This is a genomic window from Mesorhizobium sp. B2-4-15 (assembly GCF_006658505.1).
GTDB lineage: Bacteria > Pseudomonadota > Alphaproteobacteria > Rhizobiales > Rhizobiaceae > Mesorhizobium.
The window spans coordinates 120,205-138,206 of sequence record NZ_VFUZ01000003.1 but is presented as its reverse complement, the minus strand read 5'-3'; the positions used below and the strand labels follow the sequence as shown (position 1 = coordinate 138,206).

Below are 18,002 nucleotides of genomic sequence, written 5' to 3'. Positions count from 1 at the left end.
GAGTTCTTCAAGAACAAATATTTAGGGCAAGAATAATGCAGTCTCAACATGCATTCCGGCCAAAATTGTTCTTCGCGGACGAGAGACATATCAGCCGTCGAGCGCTTCCAGTTCGTCGATCAGCCCGCCGATCACGCCAAGTCCGATCTGCCAGAAGGCGGGGTCGGTGGCGTCGAGCCCGAAAGGCGCCAGAAGCTCGGAGTGATGCTTGGTGCCGCCGGCGCGCAGCATCTCGAAATACTTATCCTGGAAGCCGCGCTCGGCGTTCTGGTAGACGGCGTAGAGCGAGTTCACCAGGCAGTCGCCGAAAGCATAGGCGTAGACGTAGAAGGGCGAGTGGATGAAGTGCGGAATGTAGGTCCAGAACACCTCGTAGCCCTCGCGCAACTTGATCGCGGGCCCGAGACTTTCGGCCTGCACTTCCAGCCAGAACTGGCCGAGCCTGTCGGATGTCAGTTCGCCGTTGCGGCGCTCGGCATGCACCTTGCGCTCGAATTCGTAGAAGGCGATCTGGCGCACCACCGTGTTGATCATGTCCTCGACCTTCTGGGCGAGCATGGCCTTGCGCTCACGCCTGTCTGTGGTCCGCTCGAGCAGCGAACGAAAGGTCAGCATCTCGCCGAAGACGGAGGCGGTCTCGGCCAGCGTCAGCGGCGTCGAGGCCATCAGTGCCCCCTGGCCGGCGGCCAGCACCTGGTGCACGCCATGGCCAAGCTCATGTGCCAGCGTCATCACGTCGCGCGGCTTGCCCATGTAGTTGAGCAGCACGTAGGGGTGGGCCGACGGCACGGTCGGATGCGCGAAGGCGCCTGGCGACTTGCCCGGGCGCACCGGCGCGTCGATCCACTTGCGGTCGAAGAAGGTGCGTGCGATCTCGGCCATCTCGGGCGAGAAGCGATGGTAAGCCGAGAGCACCGTGTTCCTGGCCTCGTCCCAGCCGATCACCGCCTGCGGCGTCTCCGGCAGCGGCGCGTTGCGGTCCCAGTGGTTCATCACCTCCATGCCGAGCCAGCGCGCTTTCATCGCGTAATAGCGATGCGACAGGCGCGGATAGGCCTCGCGCACCGCGGTGGCGAGCGCATCGACCACGCCGCGCTCGACCCGGTTGGCGAGGTGACGTGAATCGGCGATGTCCTCGAAGCCGCGCCAGCGGTCGGAGATCTCCTTGTCCTTGGCCAGCGTGTTGGTGATCAGCGTGAAGGTGCGCAGATGCTTGCGGAAGGTCTGGGCCAGCGCCTCGGAGGCCCGGCGGCGTACCTCACCATCAGCGTCCTGCAGGCGGTTCAGTGCTGGCTCCAGTGTCAGCTCCTCGCCATCGACGTCGAAACGGAGGTCGGTCATCGTCTCGTCGAACAGGCGGTTCCAGGCGCCGCGCCCGGTGATCGACTTCTCGTGGAAAAGCTGCTCGATACGATCCTCGAGCTGGTAGGGTTTGTCCATGCGCAGGTCGAGCACCCAGGGCCGGTAGTGGCCGAACGCCGGGTCGGCAATGAGCGCGCCTTCGATCGCGTCGTCGTCGATCAGGTTCAGTTCGAGCGCGAAGAACAGAAGATGCGCGCTGGCGTCGGTCATCTTCTCCTGGACGTCGCCATAGAGCTTGGCGCGCTGCGGGTCGGCGGTGTTGCCGGCATAGACCAGGCCGGCATAGGAGACGATGCGGCCGATCAGCTCTTCCAGTGCTTCGTAGGCAACCAGCGCCTCGCCCAGCCTGCCGGCGCTGCCGCGCCCGGCCTCGGTGGCGAGCGTGCCCTTCCAGCGCGTTTCGAAAGCGATCGCGTCGGCGGCGGCCCTGGCGATGTCATGCTTCAGGTCCGGCGCGTCCATGCCGGCATAGAGGTCGGCAAGGTTCCATTCCGGCAGATCGCCAAGCTCGACCGCGCCCTGACCGGACGCCGGTGCCGCAAGCCGCCGACCAAACATCATGCGCATCGACAATACCTTTTGTGAATTACGAGGTCAGAATCAAGGGGCCAGAATCGGGGGGAATGGAGAAGCCGGTCAAATCCTAAGGAATTCGTTCACCGGGTTTTTTGAAACCTTCTTTAGAACCCTGTGCCAAGATGATCCATGGGATTTCGGGCGCGGGCAAGCCAAGACAGTCATGACAGGTTCCATACTCATAGTCGATGACGATCCCGTGCAGCGCCGGCTGCTCGAAGCAGCGGTGACGCGCTTCGGCCACACGGCCATCGTCGTCGACTGCGGTGTCGCCGGGCTCGACGTGCTTGACGGGCCCGGTGCCCGCGACGTCTCGGTGATTATTCTCGACCTGGTCATGCCCGGACTCGACGGCATCGGCGTGCTGAAGGCGATGCGCGAACGCGACATCCGCGTGCCAGTCATCGTCCAGACCGCGCAGGGCGGCATCGAGACCGTGGTTTCGGCGATGCGCCACGGCGCCTTCGACTTCGTCGTCAAGCCGGCTTCGCCCGACCGGCTGCAAGCTTCGATCTCCAATGCGCTCAAGGTCGAGGCGGTCGAGGGCGAGGTCAAGCGCACGTCGCGCAAACGCGGCGGGCTGCTGACCTTCAGGGACATGATCACCCACAGTCCGACCATGGACAGGGTGATACGCCTCGGCCAGAAAGCGGCTGCCTCAAACATCCCGATCCTGATCGAAGGCGAATCCGGCGTCGGCAAGGAATTGGTGGCGCGTGCCATCCAGGGCAGCGGCGACCGCCGCTCGAAACCCTTCGTCACCGTCAATTGCGGCGCCATCCCCGATAATCTGGTCGAGAGCATCCTGTTCGGCCACGAGAAAGGCTCGTTCACCGGCGCCACCGACAAGCACACCGGCAAATTCGTCGAGGCGCATTCCGGCACGCTGTTCCTCGACGAGATCGGCGACCTGCCGCTCGATGTGCAGGTGAAACTGCTGCGCGCCGTCCAGGAAGGCGAGGTCGACCCAGTCGGCGGCCGCTCGACCGTCAAGGTCGACATAAGGCTGATTTCGGCGACGCATCGCAACCTGCTGCAGCAGGTCAAGGACGGTAAGTTCCGCGAGGACCTCTTTTACCGACTGAACGTCTATCCGATCTTCGTGCCGCCACTGCGCGACCGCCGCGACGACATTCCCCACCTGGTCACGCATTTCATGGAAAAGGTGGCGCCGGCCGACCCTCGGCGTCGCCTGCAAGGCATTTCGGCGGCAGCGCTTGCCGTGCTGCAGGCCTATGATTGGCCAGGCAACATCCGGCAGCTGGAGAACGCCGTCTTCCGCGCCTCGGTACTGTGTGAAGGCGACGTGCTGACGATCGATGATTTTCCGCAGATCCGCGCGCAGGTTGAAGGCACCGTCAATCTCGAAACGGACGATGCCGCGCCTCCCGTTCCATCGCCCGCGGGGCCGCGCGATGAGGAGGTCCTGGTCGGCGACGCCGTTCCGGCGGCCGAGCCTGATCCGCCGGCCATGTTTCAGCCCAGATTCGGCACGCTGCGGGCGCTCGACGAACGCGGCAATGTGCGGGCGCTGGCCGATGTCGAATTCGAGATGATCAGGCTCGCCATCGACCACTATAACGGCCAGATGAGCGAGGTCGCCCGGCGTCTCGGCATCGGCCGCTCGACGCTTTATCGCAAGCTCAAGGAATACGGCATCGATCCGGAAACAGGCCGCGTCGACCGGCTCGCGTCCTAGGGGTCATCGTTTCACGGAAGCAGAACCGCTCTCCTTTGCTTATGAAGCAATTCCAGGAAAATGGCTTCGCGCTTTTCCTGATATTGCTTCCGCCCAAGGCCGGGACAAGTTTTCCCCGCCACGATATCGCTTGATGGAGTGTCGCTGCCGCATCAGGGCGGGCTGGAGGCGACGCTCGATAGGACGCTGTTCACGCATTAAGGCTAACGGTAACAGATCGTGTTTCGGCCAAAGCCGGAAACGTGATCTAAACCAGCGGTTTACCAAGAAACTTTGTGAACAATTTTTGACGGGAAATCGCCATGGTGTTACCGCATTTCGACTTCAATAAGTGATGGTTAACCATTAGGATCGATATTCGGATGTGAAAACGACACGTCCGTTTGGGCAAATCCGGGGACAAACGGCAGCCTGCAAGGCCTTTTGATTTGAACAGAATCGAACGACTCACAAACGGGCGTCATAATCATTTGAGCGTCTGGCCGAGATGGCTGGCGGCGGTGGTTGTCGCTTTTGGGTTTGTTGCCGCGGTTGCCACGGGCGCCCAGGCCGAAGTTCGCTCGCTGAAGCTCTATCATCTCCACACCCACGAGAAGGCCGAGATCGTCTACAAGCGCAATGGCCGCTACGATCCGGAAGGCCTGAGGAAGATCAACATCATCCTGCGCGACTGGCGTCGCAACGAGCCGACCAAGATGGACCCGCGTCTGCTGGACCTGGTCTGGGAGGCGTATCGGGAAAGCGGCGCCACCGACTATATCCAGGTCGTCTGCGGTTATCGTTCGCCATCGACAAACTCGATGCTGCGCAGCCGCAGCAAGGGCGTCGCCGAGAAGAGCCAGCATATGCTCGGCAAGGCAATGGATTTCTACATTCCCGGCGTGCCGCTGAAGAAGCTGCGCAACATCGGCCTGAAGATGCAGGGCGGTGGCGTCGGCTATTATCCGACCTCGGGTTCGCCGTTCGTCCATATGGATGTCGGCAATGTGCGCCACTGGCCCGGCATCAGCCGCCAGGAACTGGTCAGCCTGTTCCCGAACGGCAAGACGCTGCATGTGCCGAGCGATGGCCGGCCGCTGCCTGGCTACGAACAGGCGCTGGCCTCCTATAAGGCACGCAAAGGTGCTGGTACGCCCAACGTCGAGCTTGCGAGTGCCGGCGGCGGCAAGAGGTCCGGTGGGTTCCTCTCTGCCTTGTTTGGCGGCGGCGGCTCCGATGAAGCCGACGATAGCGCCGATGTCGAGACCGCTTCGGCTGCCCCTGCGCCCAAGGCTAGAGACCTGAAGCCGGCCGCGACCGCCAAGAGCAGCAACCTCCCGGGCATCGCCATCGTGGCGCCCGAGAATGCACAGCGCGCCAACATTCCGCAGGTCGCCGACGAGCAGGCTCCGGAGCCGGAGAAGGATACGCCGGAAACGATCATTGCCGCGCTGCCGGCCAAGGAGATTCCGCTGCCCGATTTCGCGCCGCGGCCGAAGGCCGATGTCGGCGCGCAGCCGCCCGCGAATGTTCCGTTCGCCATGGCGGATGCGACGGCGACCACCGAACAGGCCGTGGCGACCGCGCAGGCGCCGGCGAATATGCCTTTCGGCAAGGCTGACCCTGCTGCCATGGCGGCGGCGGCGGCAGCCGATCCGGCGCAGGTTGCGGCCAACAACATCCCCTTGCCGACATGGCGTCCTGAACACTCGCTGCCGGCGGATCTCGCACCGCCGCCCGGCAAGGACGTGCTGATGGCGCTGGCTGAAACCGCTGATCGCGGCAAGACGGCGACCGATGCGTTCTCGGTACTGCCGACGGCGCGGCCTGAGCCGAGCAAGCCGGATGCCGTCAAGGCCGTGCTTGACGAGGCCAATGCCCAGGTCGGCAATGCTGACGAATATCAGGTTGCGTCGCTGTCCGAAGAGCCGCGCTCGGCCTTCAACGATCCGTCTGACGTCAATACCGCATCGCCGCGCCAGGCTGTCGCCGCCCGCCCGGCCGGTTCCGATCCGGTCGCCGCGATCGGCGCCGGCGTGAAGACGACCCGCAAGGAAGCCAGGGCCACCGCCCGCGACCAGAAGCCTGGCCCCAAGGCCGTGGTGGTCGCCGCCGCGCCGCAAGCCGCCCGCTGGGCGCTGACCAGCGGCGAGAACGTCACCACCGTTTCCAGCGCGACGACGGCGCCGGGCTATGCCTACAACATCGTCCATACGCCGCCGAGCGAGGTCTATACAGCCGGCTTCCAGTCGGGCAACCAGATGGCCGATGCCAATCGCTTCACCGGCAACGCCGTCAAGTTCCTGTCGGTCGCTCGCTTCCAGACGAAGTAACCAAGGCACCGGAATCCGAAGCCGCGCTGGGCGACCCGCGCGGCTTTTTGCTGTCCAAAAGCGCGATGCATGTGGAGTTTCGAAGCGCTTGCGGCCTCATCGGCGAGGGCACCGATGGGTGCGCCGGGGGTTGAAGCGATGACCGGCTACGACAGGACCGCACCCAGTGGAATCACATGCGCCTGAACTTCTCGTGAACCCGGAACGGCCTCTCTGTTTACGGGTTAGAGCGCGTACGTTCCAACCTGGGGATATTCATGAAGAAGATTCTATTGGCATCGGTTCTGGCCCTGGCGGCCGCGTCAGCCGCGATCGTTCCGTCGCAGGCTGAAACAGTGATCGTCAAGAACGGCAAGCATCACTGCCGGACCAGGGTGGTCACGCATTGGCGGCATCACCATAAGGTGGTCGAGAAGGTCAGGGTCTGTAACTGACCATGTCCAAGCAACCGACCCGGTCGGCGAAAGCCGGCCGGGTTTTTCATGCGCCTAAAGCGCGGCGCGTCGAACTGGATTCATGCGACGCGCTTTGGGTCTTTTTATGCATGTCATTGTCCCCAAACCGATGTCACCTTCGGGCATGCATTAGCTATTCCTGAGCTTGCTCGCCGCGCGCGCCAGCGCCTCGATTTCATCCCATTTGCCCGCCTTGACCATGTCGTCGGGCGCGACCCAGGAGCCGCCGACGCAGATGACATTAGGCAGGCTGAGATAGTCGGCCGCGTTCTTGCCGGTGATGCCGCCGGTCGGGCAGAATTTGACATCCGCCAGCGGCGAGGCGAAGGCCTTCAGCGAAGCGATGCCGCCGGACTGCTCGGCCGGGAAGAATTTCAGGAAGCGCAGGCCCGCCTCGCGCGCGGCCATGATCTCGCCGGGCGTGATGGCGCCGGGCAGCAGAGGGACCTCGCTGTCAGCGGCCGCGGCCAGAAGCTCGCGCGTGATGCCTGGGCTGACGATGAAACGCGAGCCTGCGGACGCCGCTTCGTCGAATTGCCTGGCGTCCAGAATGGTGCCGGCGCCGACGATGGCCTCCTCGACCTCAGCCGCCACCTGCCGGATCGCTTCCAGAGCGTCGGCGGTTCTCAGGGTAATCTCGATCGCCGGCAGGCCGCCACGCGCCAGGGCGCGGGCCAGCGGCACGGCGTCGGCCACATCGGCGATCTTGAGGACCGGAATGACCGGCTGGCCATTGAGGAGCGACAGGAGTTTCTCGGTCTTGCTGGGCATTTGTCTCTCCATATCGTGGGCAATTCAACCGATTAGCAGACGAGTGTTTTTCTGTCCATGAAACGAAGCGTGTCGCGGTGTCACGCGTCCTGGGGTGATCATGCCGGCCATTACCATCACACAGAATGACGGGCTGATGAACGGCGTCGCCTTGAATCGGTTGCCATGAGCGTCTAGTTGCTGCGGACAATGACACCATCCGCGCCATCCCAGCCTGTCCGCGTCGCCGCGCTCTACCGGTTTGCCCGGCTGGACGCGTTCGGCGAGCTGCGCGCGCCGCTCGCGGCCTTCTGCTGCGGACGCGGTATCAAGGGCACGCTGCTCCTGGCGCATGAAGGGATCAACGGCACCGTTGCCGGCAGCGAAGCCGCGATCGCCGAGCTCATCGAGTATATCGAAACTATCGATGGACTGGCTGGCCTCGAGGTCAAGTACAGCGTGGCTGCGGCGATGCCGTTCCACCGCATGAAGGTGCGGTTGAAGCGCGAGATCGTCACCATGGGCGTCGAGGATATCGACCCGGCGGCGAGTGCGGGCACCTATGTGGCGCCCGCCGACTGGAACGCCCTGCTTTCCGAGCCCGGCACGATCGTCGTCGACACGCGCAACGCCTATGAGGTCTCCATCGGCACCTTCAAGGGCGCGGTCGATCCGGCGACCGCGAGCTTTCGCGAATTCCCGGCCTGGGTGGAAGCGCACCGGGCGCAGCTCGAAGGGCGCAAGGTGGCGATGTTCTGCACCGGCGGCATTCGCTGCGAAAAGGCGACCGCCTATGTCAGGTCGCTCGGCTTCGAGGACGTCTTCCACCTCAAGGGCGGTATCCTCAAATACCTCGAGGAGGTTCCGGCGGAGCAGAGCCTGTGGCAGGGCGAGTGCTTCGTCTTCGACGAGCGGGTTTCCGTATCGCACGGCCTCGCCGAGGGCGAAGCGGAACTGTGTCGTGCCTGCCGCCACCCGCTGACGGCAAGCGACCTGACGTCGCCGAAATATGCCGCCGGTGTTTCCTGCCCGCACTGCTTCGACGCCCGCTCGGAGGAAGACCGCAAGCGCTACGCGGAGCGCCAGCGGCAGGTGGCGCTCGCCGAGGCGCGCGGCAAGGGACCGCATATCGGATCCTGATCGCGGCACCCGGGGGCGCGGCAAAGCGGCTGCCTGTCATTGCAATGTCAAGCTTCGGGACCTACGTCTTCGGCGTTCGAAACCTGCCCGTTCGGCCGGGCCCATGCTGGAGGCATTGAATGTTCGATCCCAAGAAGCTTCTCGACGATCTGCTCGGCTCGCAAATTCCCGGCACCAGCGGCACTGTCCGCGACAAGGCCGGGCAGGCGGTGCAGATGGCCAAGGACAACCCGTTGGCCGCAGGCGCGCTGGCGGCGGTGCTGCTTGGAACGGGTGCCGGCCGCGAAGTGACGGGTGCGGCCGTGAAGCTCGGCGGGCTGGCCGCGATCGGCGGCCTCGCCTACAAGGCCTACCAGAACTACAAGGCCGGCAACGCGCCGGAGCAAGCGCCAGCCGCCGGCGAACCGGAATTGCTGCCGCCGCCCAAGGACACGGCCTTCCATCCGTCGCAGGCGCCGCAAGGCGAGGATGAATTCACGCTGACGCTGGTGCGGGCGATGATCTCGGCCGCCAAGGCTGATGGCCATGTCGACGACGAAGAGCGCAAGAAGATCGCCGGCAAGCTCAGCCTTGCAGGGATTGGCGCCGACGCCGAGAAATTCCTGATGGCCGAACTGGAGAAGCCGCTCGATCTCGACACACTGGTGGCCGGCGCCCATACCGACGCGCAGAAGCTCGAACTCTACACTGCCTCGCGCCTCACGATCGATCCCGACACACGCGCCGAGCGCGGCTATCTCGACCTGCTCGCCGGACGGCTCGGCCTGCCGGACGCGCTGGTCGACCATGTCGAGGCGACGGTTTCAGCGGCCAAGGTGCCGGCGGCCAACGCGGGCACCTCGCCCAATCCCCGCTGGTAGGCCAAAACGGCACAGGCCACGTTTCCAACGTTAACCTTTCATTAACTCAGGAAGCGCATCATTCTACACAGTCGGATCGGCTTTTCCTCCTCCCAAGCCCGGTTCAGATCAGGGCGGTCGCCAATGACCGCCCTTTTTGTCGGCGGGCAGCTTCGTCGAAAACTGGCCCCGATCATCCCCCGAAGTCCGTTCCCAATCAGCAAAACCGGCACCCTTTTTTTGGGTGCTTCAGGGAACGCGCCGCCCGCTTGGCTCTTGTCTTACGCATGCCATTGTCCCAAAACCGCTACGCGCTTTTTGGGGCGACGTACATTCGGAGGACAGCCATGACCGAGCAGAAAACCGCCATCGTCACCGGCGCCGGCACGGGCATCGGCAAAAGCGTCGCCACGGCCCTGCTCAAGGAGGGCTGGAACACGGTGTTCTGCGGTCGGCGCAAATCGGTGCTGGACGCGGCGATCGCCGAGGCCGGGCCGACGGAGGCCAGGGCGCTGGCGGTTGCCTGCGACATCAGCAAGGCTGGCGAGGTCGACGATCTGTTCGAGACGGTGGCGGAAGCGTTTGGCCGCGTCGACCTGCTCTTCAACAATGCCGGCATGGGCTACAAGTCGACGCCGATCGACGAGATCCCGGTCGAGGTGTGGGACGAGATCGTCGGGGTCAACCTCACCGGTTCGTTCCTGTGCGCGCGTGCCGCCTTCGGCGCCATGCGCAAGCAGCGGCCGATGGGCGGCCGCATCATCAACAACGGCTCGGTGTCGGCCTATGCGCCGCGCCCGGGCTCGGTGCCCTATACGGCCACCAAGCATGCGATCACCGGGCTGACCAAGACGCTGGCGCTCGATGGCCGCCCCTATGACATTGCCTGCGGCCAGATCGACATCGGCAACGCGCTGACCGACATGGCGCAGCCAATGACCGTCGGCGTGCCGCAGGCCAATGGCTCCATCGCGGCCGAAGCGGTGATGGATGTCCAGCATGTCGCGAACGCCGTCCTCCACATGGCCAGCCTGCCGCTCGACGCCAATGTGCTGTTCATGACCGTGATGGCGACCAAGATGCCGTTTGTCGGGCGCGGGTGAGCAGCGGATGCCGGCGGGGCTTTCGCAGTCCGCTCATTTGCCCGCCAGCGGCACGCCGGGCTTGAAGAGCAAAATGGGCCTGATCTCGTAAACGGCTGTAGGATTGACGCGGCGAAGGTCGCGGGCGATCGCGATGGCGTCGTCTCTCGTGGTGCAGTCGACGACATAGAGGCCAAGCAACTGTTCCTTGGTCTCGGCGAAAGGGCCGTCGAGGATCACGCCGTCGCCCGGGCCGCGCAGGGTGCAGGCATCCTGTGTTGCCCCCAGACGCGCGGAGGGTCCAAGCGTGCCTTCCTCGTGAAGCCGGGTGTTTATCTTCAGCAACTCGGCCATCAGCGCCGCATCTTCCTGCGGCGTCATCGCCTTGATCGCGTCTTCCACGTGATAGGCGAGGATTGCATAGAACATCCGGGTTTCCTCATCTTGTCCTGATCCGGGAAAGTCGTAGCCGTTTTCGGCATGCCCGCACAGCCTTGGCCAAGCGCCTCCGGACGGCTCATGACACCGCCGTGGCGGCCGGCCGTAACCTGTCTCGACGAGGAGACCGGCCAGCCTTCTGTCTCACTTGGCCAGGAACGCTCCGATCCTGTCCAGCGCGCGCAAAATGTTCTCCTCGGAGTTGGCGTAGGAGAGCCTGACATAGCCTTCGCCGAGAATGCCGAAATCGGGACCGCCGATCAGCGCCACGCCGGCGTCGTCGAGCAAAGCGGAGGCGAGCTTCTTTGCCTTCCAGCCGGTCTTCGACACGTTGGGGAAGGCATAGAACGCGCCCTTCGGCGTGATGCAGGAAACATTGGGCAAGGCGTTCAACCCTTCGACGACGACCTTTCGGCGCCGGTCGAAAGCACGCATCATCTTGTCGACGTCGTCCTGCGGGCCGTCGATGGCCGCGATGCCGGCGAACTGGCTTGGCGCGTTGACGCAGGACCAGCAGTTGACCGCCAGCTTGCGCACCTTATCGTAGAGGTGGGCACCCTTGTCGCCGTTCGGCCAGATCGACCAGCCCATGCGCCAGCCGGTCATCGCCCAGGTCTTGGACCAACCGTTCAGCACGATCAGGCGGTCGCGGATCTCGGGGTAGCCGAGCAGCGAGCAATGCGTCTCGCCGTCATAGGTCATCACGTCGTAGATCTCGTCGGAGAGGACGGCGACGTCGGGGTGCTTTTCCAGCCCCTTGACCAGCTTTTCGATCTCGGCGCGCGGGGTGACGCCACCAGTCGGGTTGGCCGGTGAGTTGAGGATCAGCAGCCTCGTCCTGGGGGTGATGAGCGCCAGCGTCTCCTCGGCGGAGAAGGCAAAGCCGTTCTCCTCGCGCATCGGCACCGGAATGGGAGCCGCACCGGTAAACTCGATCATGGAACGGTAGATGGGAAAGCCAGGGTCGGGATAGAGGATCTCGGCGCCAGGTTCGCCGAACATCAGGATGGCGGCGAACATGGTCGGCTTGCCGCCGGGCAGGATCATCACCGCTTCGGGCGAGACCTCGACGCCGGTGGTGGTCAGCGTGCGCCGCACCACCGCCTCGCGGGTCGCCAGAAGCCCATTGGCTGGCGTGTAGCCATGGTGGCCGTCACGCAGCGCCTTGATCGCGGCCTCGACGATGTGCTGCGGCGTCTTGAAGTCGGGCTGGCCGATACCGAGGTTGACGATGTCGCGGCCCTGGCTCGCCAGCGCCGTCGCGCGCGCCAGCACGGCAAAGGCGTTTTCCTCGCCGAGACGATCGAAGGCCGAAATCGTGTGGAGCATTTTTCCCGTCCGTGTGGTTCTTACCATGAGGCTGCGTTTTTGTGAGCCTCATCGGGCAAAAGTCAAACGGATTGGAGCTTTCGGTGTCGGAAAATCTCAAGGATTGGCAACCGCGTCCGCGCCCGGAGCGCAAGGTGCTGGACGGCCGCACCGTCAGGCTCGAACCGCTGAGTGCCGCAAAGCACGGCGATGGCCTCTATGAGGCGTCCTCGGTTTCGGACGTCGACGGCCGCTTCGCCTGGCTGCCGGACTATCCGCCGGAAACCCGCGCCGCCTTCCAGCCTTGGCTGGACAAGGTCGAAGCCAGTGAGGATCCGCTGTTCTTCACCGTCATCGACAAGGCCAGCGGCAAGGTCGCAGGCCGCCAGACGCTGATGCGCATCGATCCCGCCTACGGCGTTATCGAGATCGGCAATATCTATTGGGGCCCACTGATTTCACGAAAGCCGGCGGCGACGGAAGCGCAGTTCCTGTTCATGAAATACATCTTCGACGAGCTCGGCTATCGGCGCTACGAATGGAAATGCAACAATCGCAACGAGCCGTCGAAGCGGGCCGCCGAACGCTTCGGCTTCAAGTTCGAGGGCATTTTCCGGCAGCATCTCATCGTCAAGGGTGAAAACCGCGATACCGCGTGGTATTCGATCATCGACAAGGAGTGGCCGGCTCTTCGCAAAGCCTATGAGGCGTGGCTCGATCCGGCCAATTTCGACGGCGCCGGCCAGCAGAAGCGACGGCTCGAGGATTTTCGCGCGCAGTTCGGCGCCTGACGCAATTCAGAAAGCGAGCAGCGGTTTTCAGTCCTGGACTGCGTAATAACAACCGCTCAGGAGTCTGCCATTGGCGCATGCCCATTCCCACGGCCATAGCGGGCATGATCACGGGGCCGGTCATGTGCATGGCTCGACCGACAAGAAGCGCGTTCTGATCGCGGCCTGCCTGACGGCGGGCTTCATGGTGGCGGAAGCGCTTGGCGGTCTCTTCACCGGGTCGCTGGCGCTGCTGGCCGATGCAGGCCACATGCTTGCCGATGCGATCGCGCTCGGTCTTGCCTGGTACGCGTTTCATCTCGCGGACCGGCCAGCGACCCGCCAGCTCACCTACGGCTTCGGCCGGGTGAAGACGCTGGTCGCCTATACCAACGGCATCGCCATCTTCGTTATCGCGCTCTGGATCGTCTATGAGGCGTGGGAGCGCCTGCAGAGGCCGTCGCCGGTGCTGGGCGGACCGATGCTGGTCGTGGCGGTGCTCGGCCTGCTGGTCAATATCGGCTCCTTCCTGGTGCTGCATGGCGGCGACCGCGAGAGCCTCAACATGCGCGGCGCCATATTGCATGTGCTTGGCGACCTGCTCGGCTCGGCCGCGGCGATCGTGGCGGCGGTGGTCATCCTTGCGACCGGCTGGACGCCGATCGACCCGATCCTGTCGGTGCTCGTCTCGCTGCTGATCCTGTCGACGGCATGGTCGCTGATGCGTGCCGCGGCCCACGTGCTGATCGAAGGCGTGCCGCCGAGCCTCGACCGGGATCTCATCGCCAGGGACCTTGAAAAGACCATCCAGGGCGTGCGGGAAGTGCACCATATGCACATCTGGTCGCTCGATGGCGCCAGCAACATGGCGACGCTGCATGCCTGCCTCGACGAGGGCGTCGACGCGCATCAGGCGGTCAGCGCCATCAAGAAGCGGCTTGCCAGCGAGCACGCCATCAGCCATGCCACCGTGGAACCGGAGTTCGGCCAATGCGCCGATGACGGCGACGATCATGAGTATGAGCACGATGCCGCCCCGCATCAAGGCCACCACCACTAGGCCCGGTCAATGACCGGTCCTGTCTCAGGAGTTCCACTGCCTTGGAAGCCAGCTTGACGAACGCCCGCCGCCCTGGTGCAGCCTAATGGACCGAGACACCAGGAATTCGGCCATCGCTGCGCTGTTGATCATACTTCTGTTCGGCACGGCGGCCTTTTATCTGCCGGCCGTGATGCTGGCACTCGGCAAGCTTTCGACAGTGCTCGCGGGCATTTTCGGCGTCGTCTTCGTGCTGGCGTTTTTTACGGTTTTCTGGCTGCGGGCCCGCAGCCAGCGCAAGAACAAGGGCAAATAGGGGAGTTTGACATGCGCATTCTGATCACCGGCGCCGCAGGCATGGTCGGCCGCAAGCTCATCGCCCGGCTGGCCAAGGACGGCACGCTGCGCGGCAAGAAGGTCACCGCGCTCGAATTGCACGACATCGTGCCGCCGCAGGCGCCGGCCATCGACGGTGTCAGCATCCATATCCATACCGGCGATCTCGCCGAGGCGGGCGCCGCCGAAGGCCTGGTCGCGTCGCGCCCCGACGTCGTTTTCCACCTCGCCGGCATCGTGTCCGGCGAGGCGGAAGCCAATTTCGATCTCGGCTACCGCGTCAATCTCGACGGGACGCGGGCACTGTTCGATGCCATCCGGCTGGCGGGCTTTGCGCCGCGCATCGTCTTCACCTCGTCGATCGCCGTGTTCGGCGCGCCGTTCCCGGATGTCATCCCCGATGACTTCCATCCGACGCCGCTGACCTCCTACGGCACGCAGAAGCAGATGAGCGAGGCGCTGCTGGCCGACTATACCAGGCGCGGTTTCTTCGACGGCATCGGCATCCGGCTGCCGACGATCTGTGTGCGGCCAGGCAAGCCCAACAAGGCGGCCTCCAGCTTCTTCTCGGGCATCATCCGCGAGCCGCTAAGCGGCCAGGAGGCGATCCTGCCGGTGCCGCGCTCGGTCGTGCACACCCATGCCAGCCCGCGCTCGGCCGTAAACTTCCTGATCCATGCGGCGCAGATCGATGGTGCGGCCGTCGGGCCGCGCCGCAACCTGACGATGCCAGGCGTGGCCGTCACCGTCGGCGAGCAGATCGAGGCGCTGGAGCGCATTGCCGGCGCCAAGGCGGTGAAGCTGATCCGCGAGGAGCCGGACGAGACGATCTGGGCGATCGTCAAGGGCTGGCCGACCCGGTTCGAGGCGCGGCGGTCACGGGAACTCGGCTTCGTCGCTGAGAAAAGTTTCGACGAGATCATCCGCGCCCATATCGAGGATGAACTCGGCGGCAAGATTCCCGGTTAACGGTCTGCGGGCGCCCATCACGTTCGATCGGGATCGGATAGGCCTAGACGCTGCCCGTCAGGCTCGCTGAAAGCAATAACAGCCCGAACAGGAAGACGAAGGCGGCGCCGCCGATCTCGACGACCGAATGGATGCGGTTGCCCATGCGGCCGTCGCCGGCGAAATAGACCGCCCAGTTCTTGGCGGTCACCGCGACCGTCGCCAGCGCGGACACTGTGATTGCGGTTCCAATCGACATCGCCAGCACCGACAGCAGGCCACCGAGCCAGAGCCCGTTGAGCAGCGCGAAGCTCAGCACGATCAGCGCGCCGGAGCAGGGGCGGATGCCGACCGCCGCCACCGCCGTCCAGGCCGTGCGCCAGTCGAAACGGTCGCCCGACAGCAGCGCCGGATCGGGCGCATGCGAGTGGCCGCAGGTTTCGCAGACTTCGCCGGCCGCGTGGCCATGATGCGCATGATCGTGCGCACCGTGGTCATGGTCATGCGCGCCATGGTGGTGATGGTCGTGCGAATGGCCATGTGCATGGTCGTGGTCTTCATGCACGTGCAGCGCATGCGAATGAGCATGTGCCGAATGAGCAGCATGGGAATGGTTCGCATGGGAATGGCCGGCATGGGCCGCCGACAGGCTGTAGGCGGGTGCCCCGCCGAACAGGCGCGTGATGGAAGGACCGAGCTTGCGCCACAGCAGCCAGGCGCCGAACAGGGTGACGAAGACAAAGCTCATGATCTCCATGAACCATGCCGCGTCGGTCATCGAGACGGCCGTGCCGCGCAGGACGAAATAGGCGACCGCCATCACCGCAACCGCGGTCAGGCCCTGCAGCAGGGCCGAGACGAAGGACAACAGGATGCCGCGCCGCAGCGCCACTTCATTGGCCACCATGTAGGACGAGATCACCGCCTTGCCGTGGCCGGGGCCGGCGGCGTGAAAGATGCCGTAGGCGAAGGACAGGCCGACGAGTATCCAGATCTTGCTGCCGTCCTGGCGCATCGCCTTCATGGCCGTTGCCAGCGCACGATAGAATTCCTGTTGCCTCAGATTGATCCACATCAGGATATGGGCGAATGGACCGGTGCTGGGCGCCATGCCGTCATTGACGCCGATGCCGAGCGAACTCTGGGCATGCGCGGCATTGGCGAATGCAATCGCGACAAAGGTGACGGCAAACAGGCCGAATGCCAAACGCAGGGACGGTTTCGTCACCGGGTTCATCCTTCTGGCTGACAGTTCAGTTCGAGCTTTGTGGCAAAGATCTTGCTCATGTTGGTGCCTGTCGGGTCGTTGAAGAAGGCATCCGTCAGGGTCTTCTGGTTTTCCTTGATGGCTTCGTCCGGATCCGGCCGAATGACCTTGCTGGCACAGTTCGACGGCAGGCCTTCGACCGTGATGTTGGAATCCTCGGTAAAGTCGATCGCCGTATAGAAGGTCGGGTCGTAGACGCCGATGTCGATCTTGCCGGTCAGCTTGATCGGCGCCTTGGGTTCGGACTCGAACAGGATGATCAATTGGTCATTGTCGAAATTGGCCATCAGATGTGGAGGCGGCACCATCGTCACGTCCTTGCCGTTCTGCGTGACGAGCTGGAAATAATTGAATTCGGCCAGAGAGGCATGAACTGTGTCGGCGACCTCCTTCAGCTCCTTGTCGTCAAGCTTCAGGTCGGAGTTCTTGTCGAACTCCATCATCACCGTACTCGAAAACAGGTCGTCGAAGCGCCAGAGATGGCGCAGCGCTTTCACGCTTTGGTGATCCGGAGACAGGATCACGTCGAGCCGCGCCTCGGCGAAGACGTGCGGATGCACATAAGCCGGCCCCGTGGCGGCAAGGGTCGCCGCCAAGGCCGAAGCCAGCATGATTGCGTGCCGTTTCAGGTGCATTCCCGGTCGCGATTCCCTTGGCTTCGGAGAGATGCCGACAGTTACCACAAAGGGGGCGAAATTGGGACCGCGAGACGATTGAAACGGGTCAAGCAATCTCACGCGTCCTGAACCATTGCACCAGGAAGTCGACGAAAACGCGGACCTTGGCCGGCAAATAACGGCGGTGCGGGTAGACGGCGAAGATGCCGCCGCCGGACAGGATGCGGTCGTCAAGCACCGTCACCAACTGGCCGCTCTTGAGATCGGGCGCGGCGATGAAATCCGGCAGGATGCAAAATCCGAGCCCCGACATGGCGGCGGCGCGCGCCGCCATCGGGCTGTTGACCTCGATAGGGCCGGACACGGCGACGCTCAACTGGTCGTTGTTGTCGCCCTTGAACGCCCAGTTGTTCAATCCGCGGCCATTGGTGTCGACGATGCAAGGCATGTGGCCGAGATCCTGCGGCCGTGTCGGCATGCCATGCTTGGCGATCAGCTCCGGCGACGCGCAGAGCTTTACGGAGAATGGCGCCAGCCGTCTGGCGATCAGCGACGAGTTCTCCAGACGCGATATGCGCACCGCGAGATCGAAGCCTTCCTCGACCAGGTCGACGAAGCGGTCGTCGAGCTGGATGTCGAGCACGATGTCGGGGTGCTGCTTGGCGAAATCGATCAGCGACTGGCCGACCGGCGCGTCGGCGAAGGTGCGTGGCGCCGACAGCTTGATTCGGCCGCGCACATCGCCGGAGGATTCGCGCACCGCATCGGCCAGGCTATCGACTTCGCGCACGATCTCCGAGGCGCGCCGGTAATAGGTATGGCCGGCCTCGGTCATCGAGAACTGACGCGTGGTGCGGTTCAAGAGCAGCGCGCCGAGCTCGTCCTCCAGCTCGCGCACATATTTCGACAACAGCGCCTTGGAGCGGCCGATCTTGCGCGCCGCCGCCGAAAAGCCCTCGGCCTCGACCACATCGATGAAGGCGCGCATGCGGGTCAGTGTGTCCATGGATCAGGCCTTTCGTGCGGGTCCAAAGCGCGTCGCGTCGAAGCGGATTCATGCGACG

At 64.0% G+C, this 18,002-nt stretch carries 17 protein-coding genes; 10 read left to right on the top strand and 7 right to left on the bottom strand.

Features of this window, described 5'->3' with window-relative positions:
* Positions 1-90: 90 nt before the first annotated feature.
* Positions 91-1,929, bottom strand: a complete 1,839-nt coding sequence (locus FJ930_RS04890; RefSeq protein ID WP_181763281.1) for a M3 family oligoendopeptidase — start codon at positions 1,927-1,929, stop codon at positions 91-93.
* Between the two features lie 172 nt (positions 1,930-2,101).
* Here FJ930_RS04890 and FJ930_RS04885 point away from each other — a divergent pair, with 172 nt between their 5' ends.
* The 3 genes from FJ930_RS04885 (at position 2,102) to FJ930_RS29970 (ending at position 6,383) form a co-directional block, all read left to right on the top strand.
* Positions 2,102-3,637, top strand: a complete 1,536-nt coding sequence (locus tag FJ930_RS04885) for a sigma-54 dependent transcriptional regulator (RefSeq protein ID WP_141835383.1) — start codon at positions 2,102-2,104, stop codon at positions 3,635-3,637.
* 470 nt (positions 3,638-4,107) lie between these two features.
* Positions 4,108-5,949 carry a DUF882 domain-containing protein gene (locus FJ930_RS04880; protein ID WP_141835379.1) on the top strand — a complete coding sequence of 614 codons (1,842 nt, stop codon included), beginning with the start codon at positions 4,108-4,110 and terminating at the stop codon, positions 5,947-5,949.
* 257 nt (positions 5,950-6,206) lie between these two features.
* Positions 6,207-6,383, top strand: coding sequence for a hypothetical protein (locus FJ930_RS29970; protein ID WP_181165494.1), 177 nt, complete (start codon positions 6,207-6,209; stop codon positions 6,381-6,383).
* 150 nt (positions 6,384-6,533) lie between these two features.
* On the opposite strand, the gene FJ930_RS04875 is transcribed toward FJ930_RS29970, so the two are convergent.
* The gene (locus FJ930_RS04875) at positions 6,534-7,175 is read right to left on the bottom strand and encodes a 2-dehydro-3-deoxy-phosphogluconate aldolase (protein ID WP_140742005.1); all 642 of its coding nucleotides are present in this window, start codon (positions 7,173-7,175) and stop codon (positions 6,534-6,536) included.
* A gap of 189 nt (positions 7,176-7,364) precedes the next feature.
* Here FJ930_RS04875 and FJ930_RS04870 point away from each other — a divergent pair, with 189 nt between their 5' ends.
* The 3 genes from FJ930_RS04870 to FJ930_RS04860 all read left to right on the top strand — a co-directional run bounded on the left by FJ930_RS04870 (position 7,365) and on the right by FJ930_RS04860 (position 10,236).
* Positions 7,365-8,294, top strand: a complete 930-nt coding sequence (locus FJ930_RS04870) for a rhodanese-related sulfurtransferase (protein WP_141835376.1) — start codon at positions 7,365-7,367, stop codon at positions 8,292-8,294.
* Between the two features lie 119 nt (positions 8,295-8,413).
* Positions 8,414-9,154: a tellurite resistance TerB family protein gene (locus FJ930_RS04865; protein WP_140742009.1), complete on the top strand. Its 741-nt coding sequence runs from the start codon at positions 8,414-8,416 to the stop codon at positions 9,152-9,154.
* A gap of 326 nt (positions 9,155-9,480) precedes the next feature.
* Positions 9,481-10,236, top strand: coding sequence for an SDR family oxidoreductase (locus FJ930_RS04860; RefSeq protein WP_141835373.1), 756 nt, complete (start codon positions 9,481-9,483; stop codon positions 10,234-10,236).
* A 33-nt stretch (positions 10,237-10,269) separates the two neighbouring features.
* Here FJ930_RS04860 and FJ930_RS04855 read toward each other — a convergent pair whose 3' ends face one another.
* Positions 10,270-10,644, bottom strand: coding sequence for a YciI family protein (locus FJ930_RS04855; RefSeq protein ID WP_141835370.1), 375 nt, complete (start codon positions 10,642-10,644; stop codon positions 10,270-10,272).
* Positions 10,645-10,797: 153 nt separating this feature from the next.
* Positions 10,798-11,982, bottom strand: coding sequence for a pyridoxal phosphate-dependent aminotransferase (locus FJ930_RS04850; protein WP_141835367.1), 1,185 nt, complete (start codon positions 11,980-11,982; stop codon positions 10,798-10,800).
* Between the two features lie 83 nt (positions 11,983-12,065).
* Between FJ930_RS04850 and FJ930_RS04845 the strand changes: the two genes are divergently transcribed.
* From FJ930_RS04845 to denD, 4 genes are all read left to right on the top strand, one after another.
* Positions 12,066-12,752 carry a GNAT family protein gene (locus tag FJ930_RS04845; RefSeq protein WP_141835364.1) on the top strand — a complete coding sequence of 229 codons (687 nt, stop codon included), beginning with the start codon at positions 12,066-12,068 and terminating at the stop codon, positions 12,750-12,752.
* A gap of 70 nt (positions 12,753-12,822) precedes the next feature.
* Positions 12,823-13,791, top strand: a complete 969-nt coding sequence (locus FJ930_RS04840) for a cation diffusion facilitator family transporter (protein WP_140742019.1) — start codon at positions 12,823-12,825, stop codon at positions 13,789-13,791.
* An 85-nt stretch (positions 13,792-13,876) separates the two neighbouring features.
* A complete protein-coding gene (locus FJ930_RS04835) occupies positions 13,877-14,086 on the top strand; it encodes a hypothetical protein (RefSeq protein ID WP_140742021.1) in 210 nt (69 codons plus the stop codon).
* Between the two features lie 11 nt (positions 14,087-14,097).
* Complete coding sequence (denD, locus tag FJ930_RS04830; RefSeq protein ID WP_141835361.1) at positions 14,098-15,075, top strand: D-erythronate dehydrogenase; 978 nt, start codon at positions 14,098-14,100, stop codon at positions 15,073-15,075.
* 43 nt (positions 15,076-15,118) lie between these two features.
* On the opposite strand, the gene FJ930_RS04825 is transcribed toward denD, so the two are convergent.
* The 3 genes from FJ930_RS04825 to FJ930_RS04815 form a co-directional block, all read right to left on the bottom strand.
* Positions 15,119-16,291 (bottom strand): nickel/cobalt transporter, encoded by a 1,173-nt coding sequence (locus FJ930_RS04825; RefSeq protein ID WP_141835358.1) that lies wholly within the window; start codon positions 16,289-16,291, stop codon positions 15,119-15,121.
* The gene (locus tag FJ930_RS04820; RefSeq protein ID WP_140742027.1) at positions 16,288-16,956 is read right to left on the bottom strand and encodes a DUF1007 family protein; all 669 of its coding nucleotides are present in this window, start codon (positions 16,954-16,956) and stop codon (positions 16,288-16,290) included. Before FJ930_RS04820 ends, FJ930_RS04825 begins: the two co-directional genes overlap by 4 nt.
* Before the next feature lie 88 nt (positions 16,957-17,044).
* Positions 17,045-17,944, bottom strand: coding sequence for a LysR family transcriptional regulator (locus FJ930_RS04815; protein ID WP_140690414.1), 900 nt, complete (start codon positions 17,942-17,944; stop codon positions 17,045-17,047).
* Positions 17,945-18,002: the final 58 nt, after the last annotated feature.

What these genes read in the sequence shown, in the direction of transcription:
- FJ930_RS04820 (WP_140742027.1), bottom strand. Translation starts at nt 16,956, where the DNA reads ATGCACCTGAAACGGCACGCAATCATGCTGGCTTCGGCCTTGGCGGCG.
- FJ930_RS04890 (WP_181763281.1), bottom strand. Translation starts at nt 1,929, where the DNA reads ATGCGCATGATGTTTGGTCGGCGGCTTGCGGCACCGGCGTCCGGTCAG.
- denD (WP_141835361.1), top strand. Translation starts at nt 14,098, where the DNA reads ATGCGCATTCTGATCACCGGCGCCGCAGGCATGGTCGGCCGCAAGCTC.
- FJ930_RS04815 (WP_140690414.1), bottom strand. Translation starts at nt 17,944, where the DNA reads ATGGACACACTGACCCGCATGCGCGCCTTCATCGATGTGGTCGAGGCC.
- FJ930_RS29970 (WP_181165494.1), top strand. Translation starts at nt 6,207, where the DNA reads ATGAAGAAGATTCTATTGGCATCGGTTCTGGCCCTGGCGGCCGCGTCA.
- FJ930_RS04850 (WP_141835367.1), bottom strand. Translation starts at nt 11,982, where the DNA reads ATGCTCCACACGATTTCGGCCTTCGATCGTCTCGGCGAGGAAAACGCC.
- FJ930_RS04885 (WP_141835383.1), top strand. Translation starts at nt 2,102, where the DNA reads ATGACAGGTTCCATACTCATAGTCGATGACGATCCCGTGCAGCGCCGG.
- FJ930_RS04875 (WP_140742005.1), bottom strand. Translation starts at nt 7,175, where the DNA reads ATGCCCAGCAAGACCGAGAAACTCCTGTCGCTCCTCAATGGCCAGCCG.
- FJ930_RS04870 (WP_141835376.1), top strand. Translation starts at nt 7,365, where the DNA reads ATGACACCATCCGCGCCATCCCAGCCTGTCCGCGTCGCCGCGCTCTAC.
- FJ930_RS04835 (WP_140742021.1), top strand. Translation starts at nt 13,877, where the DNA reads ATGGACCGAGACACCAGGAATTCGGCCATCGCTGCGCTGTTGATCATA.
- FJ930_RS04865 (WP_140742009.1), top strand. Translation starts at nt 8,414, where the DNA reads ATGTTCGATCCCAAGAAGCTTCTCGACGATCTGCTCGGCTCGCAAATT.
- FJ930_RS04825 (WP_141835358.1), bottom strand. Translation starts at nt 16,291, where the DNA reads ATGAACCCGGTGACGAAACCGTCCCTGCGTTTGGCATTCGGCCTGTTT.
- FJ930_RS04855 (WP_141835370.1), bottom strand. Translation starts at nt 10,644, where the DNA reads ATGTTCTATGCAATCCTCGCCTATCACGTGGAAGACGCGATCAAGGCG.
- FJ930_RS04860 (WP_141835373.1), top strand. Translation starts at nt 9,481, where the DNA reads ATGACCGAGCAGAAAACCGCCATCGTCACCGGCGCCGGCACGGGCATC.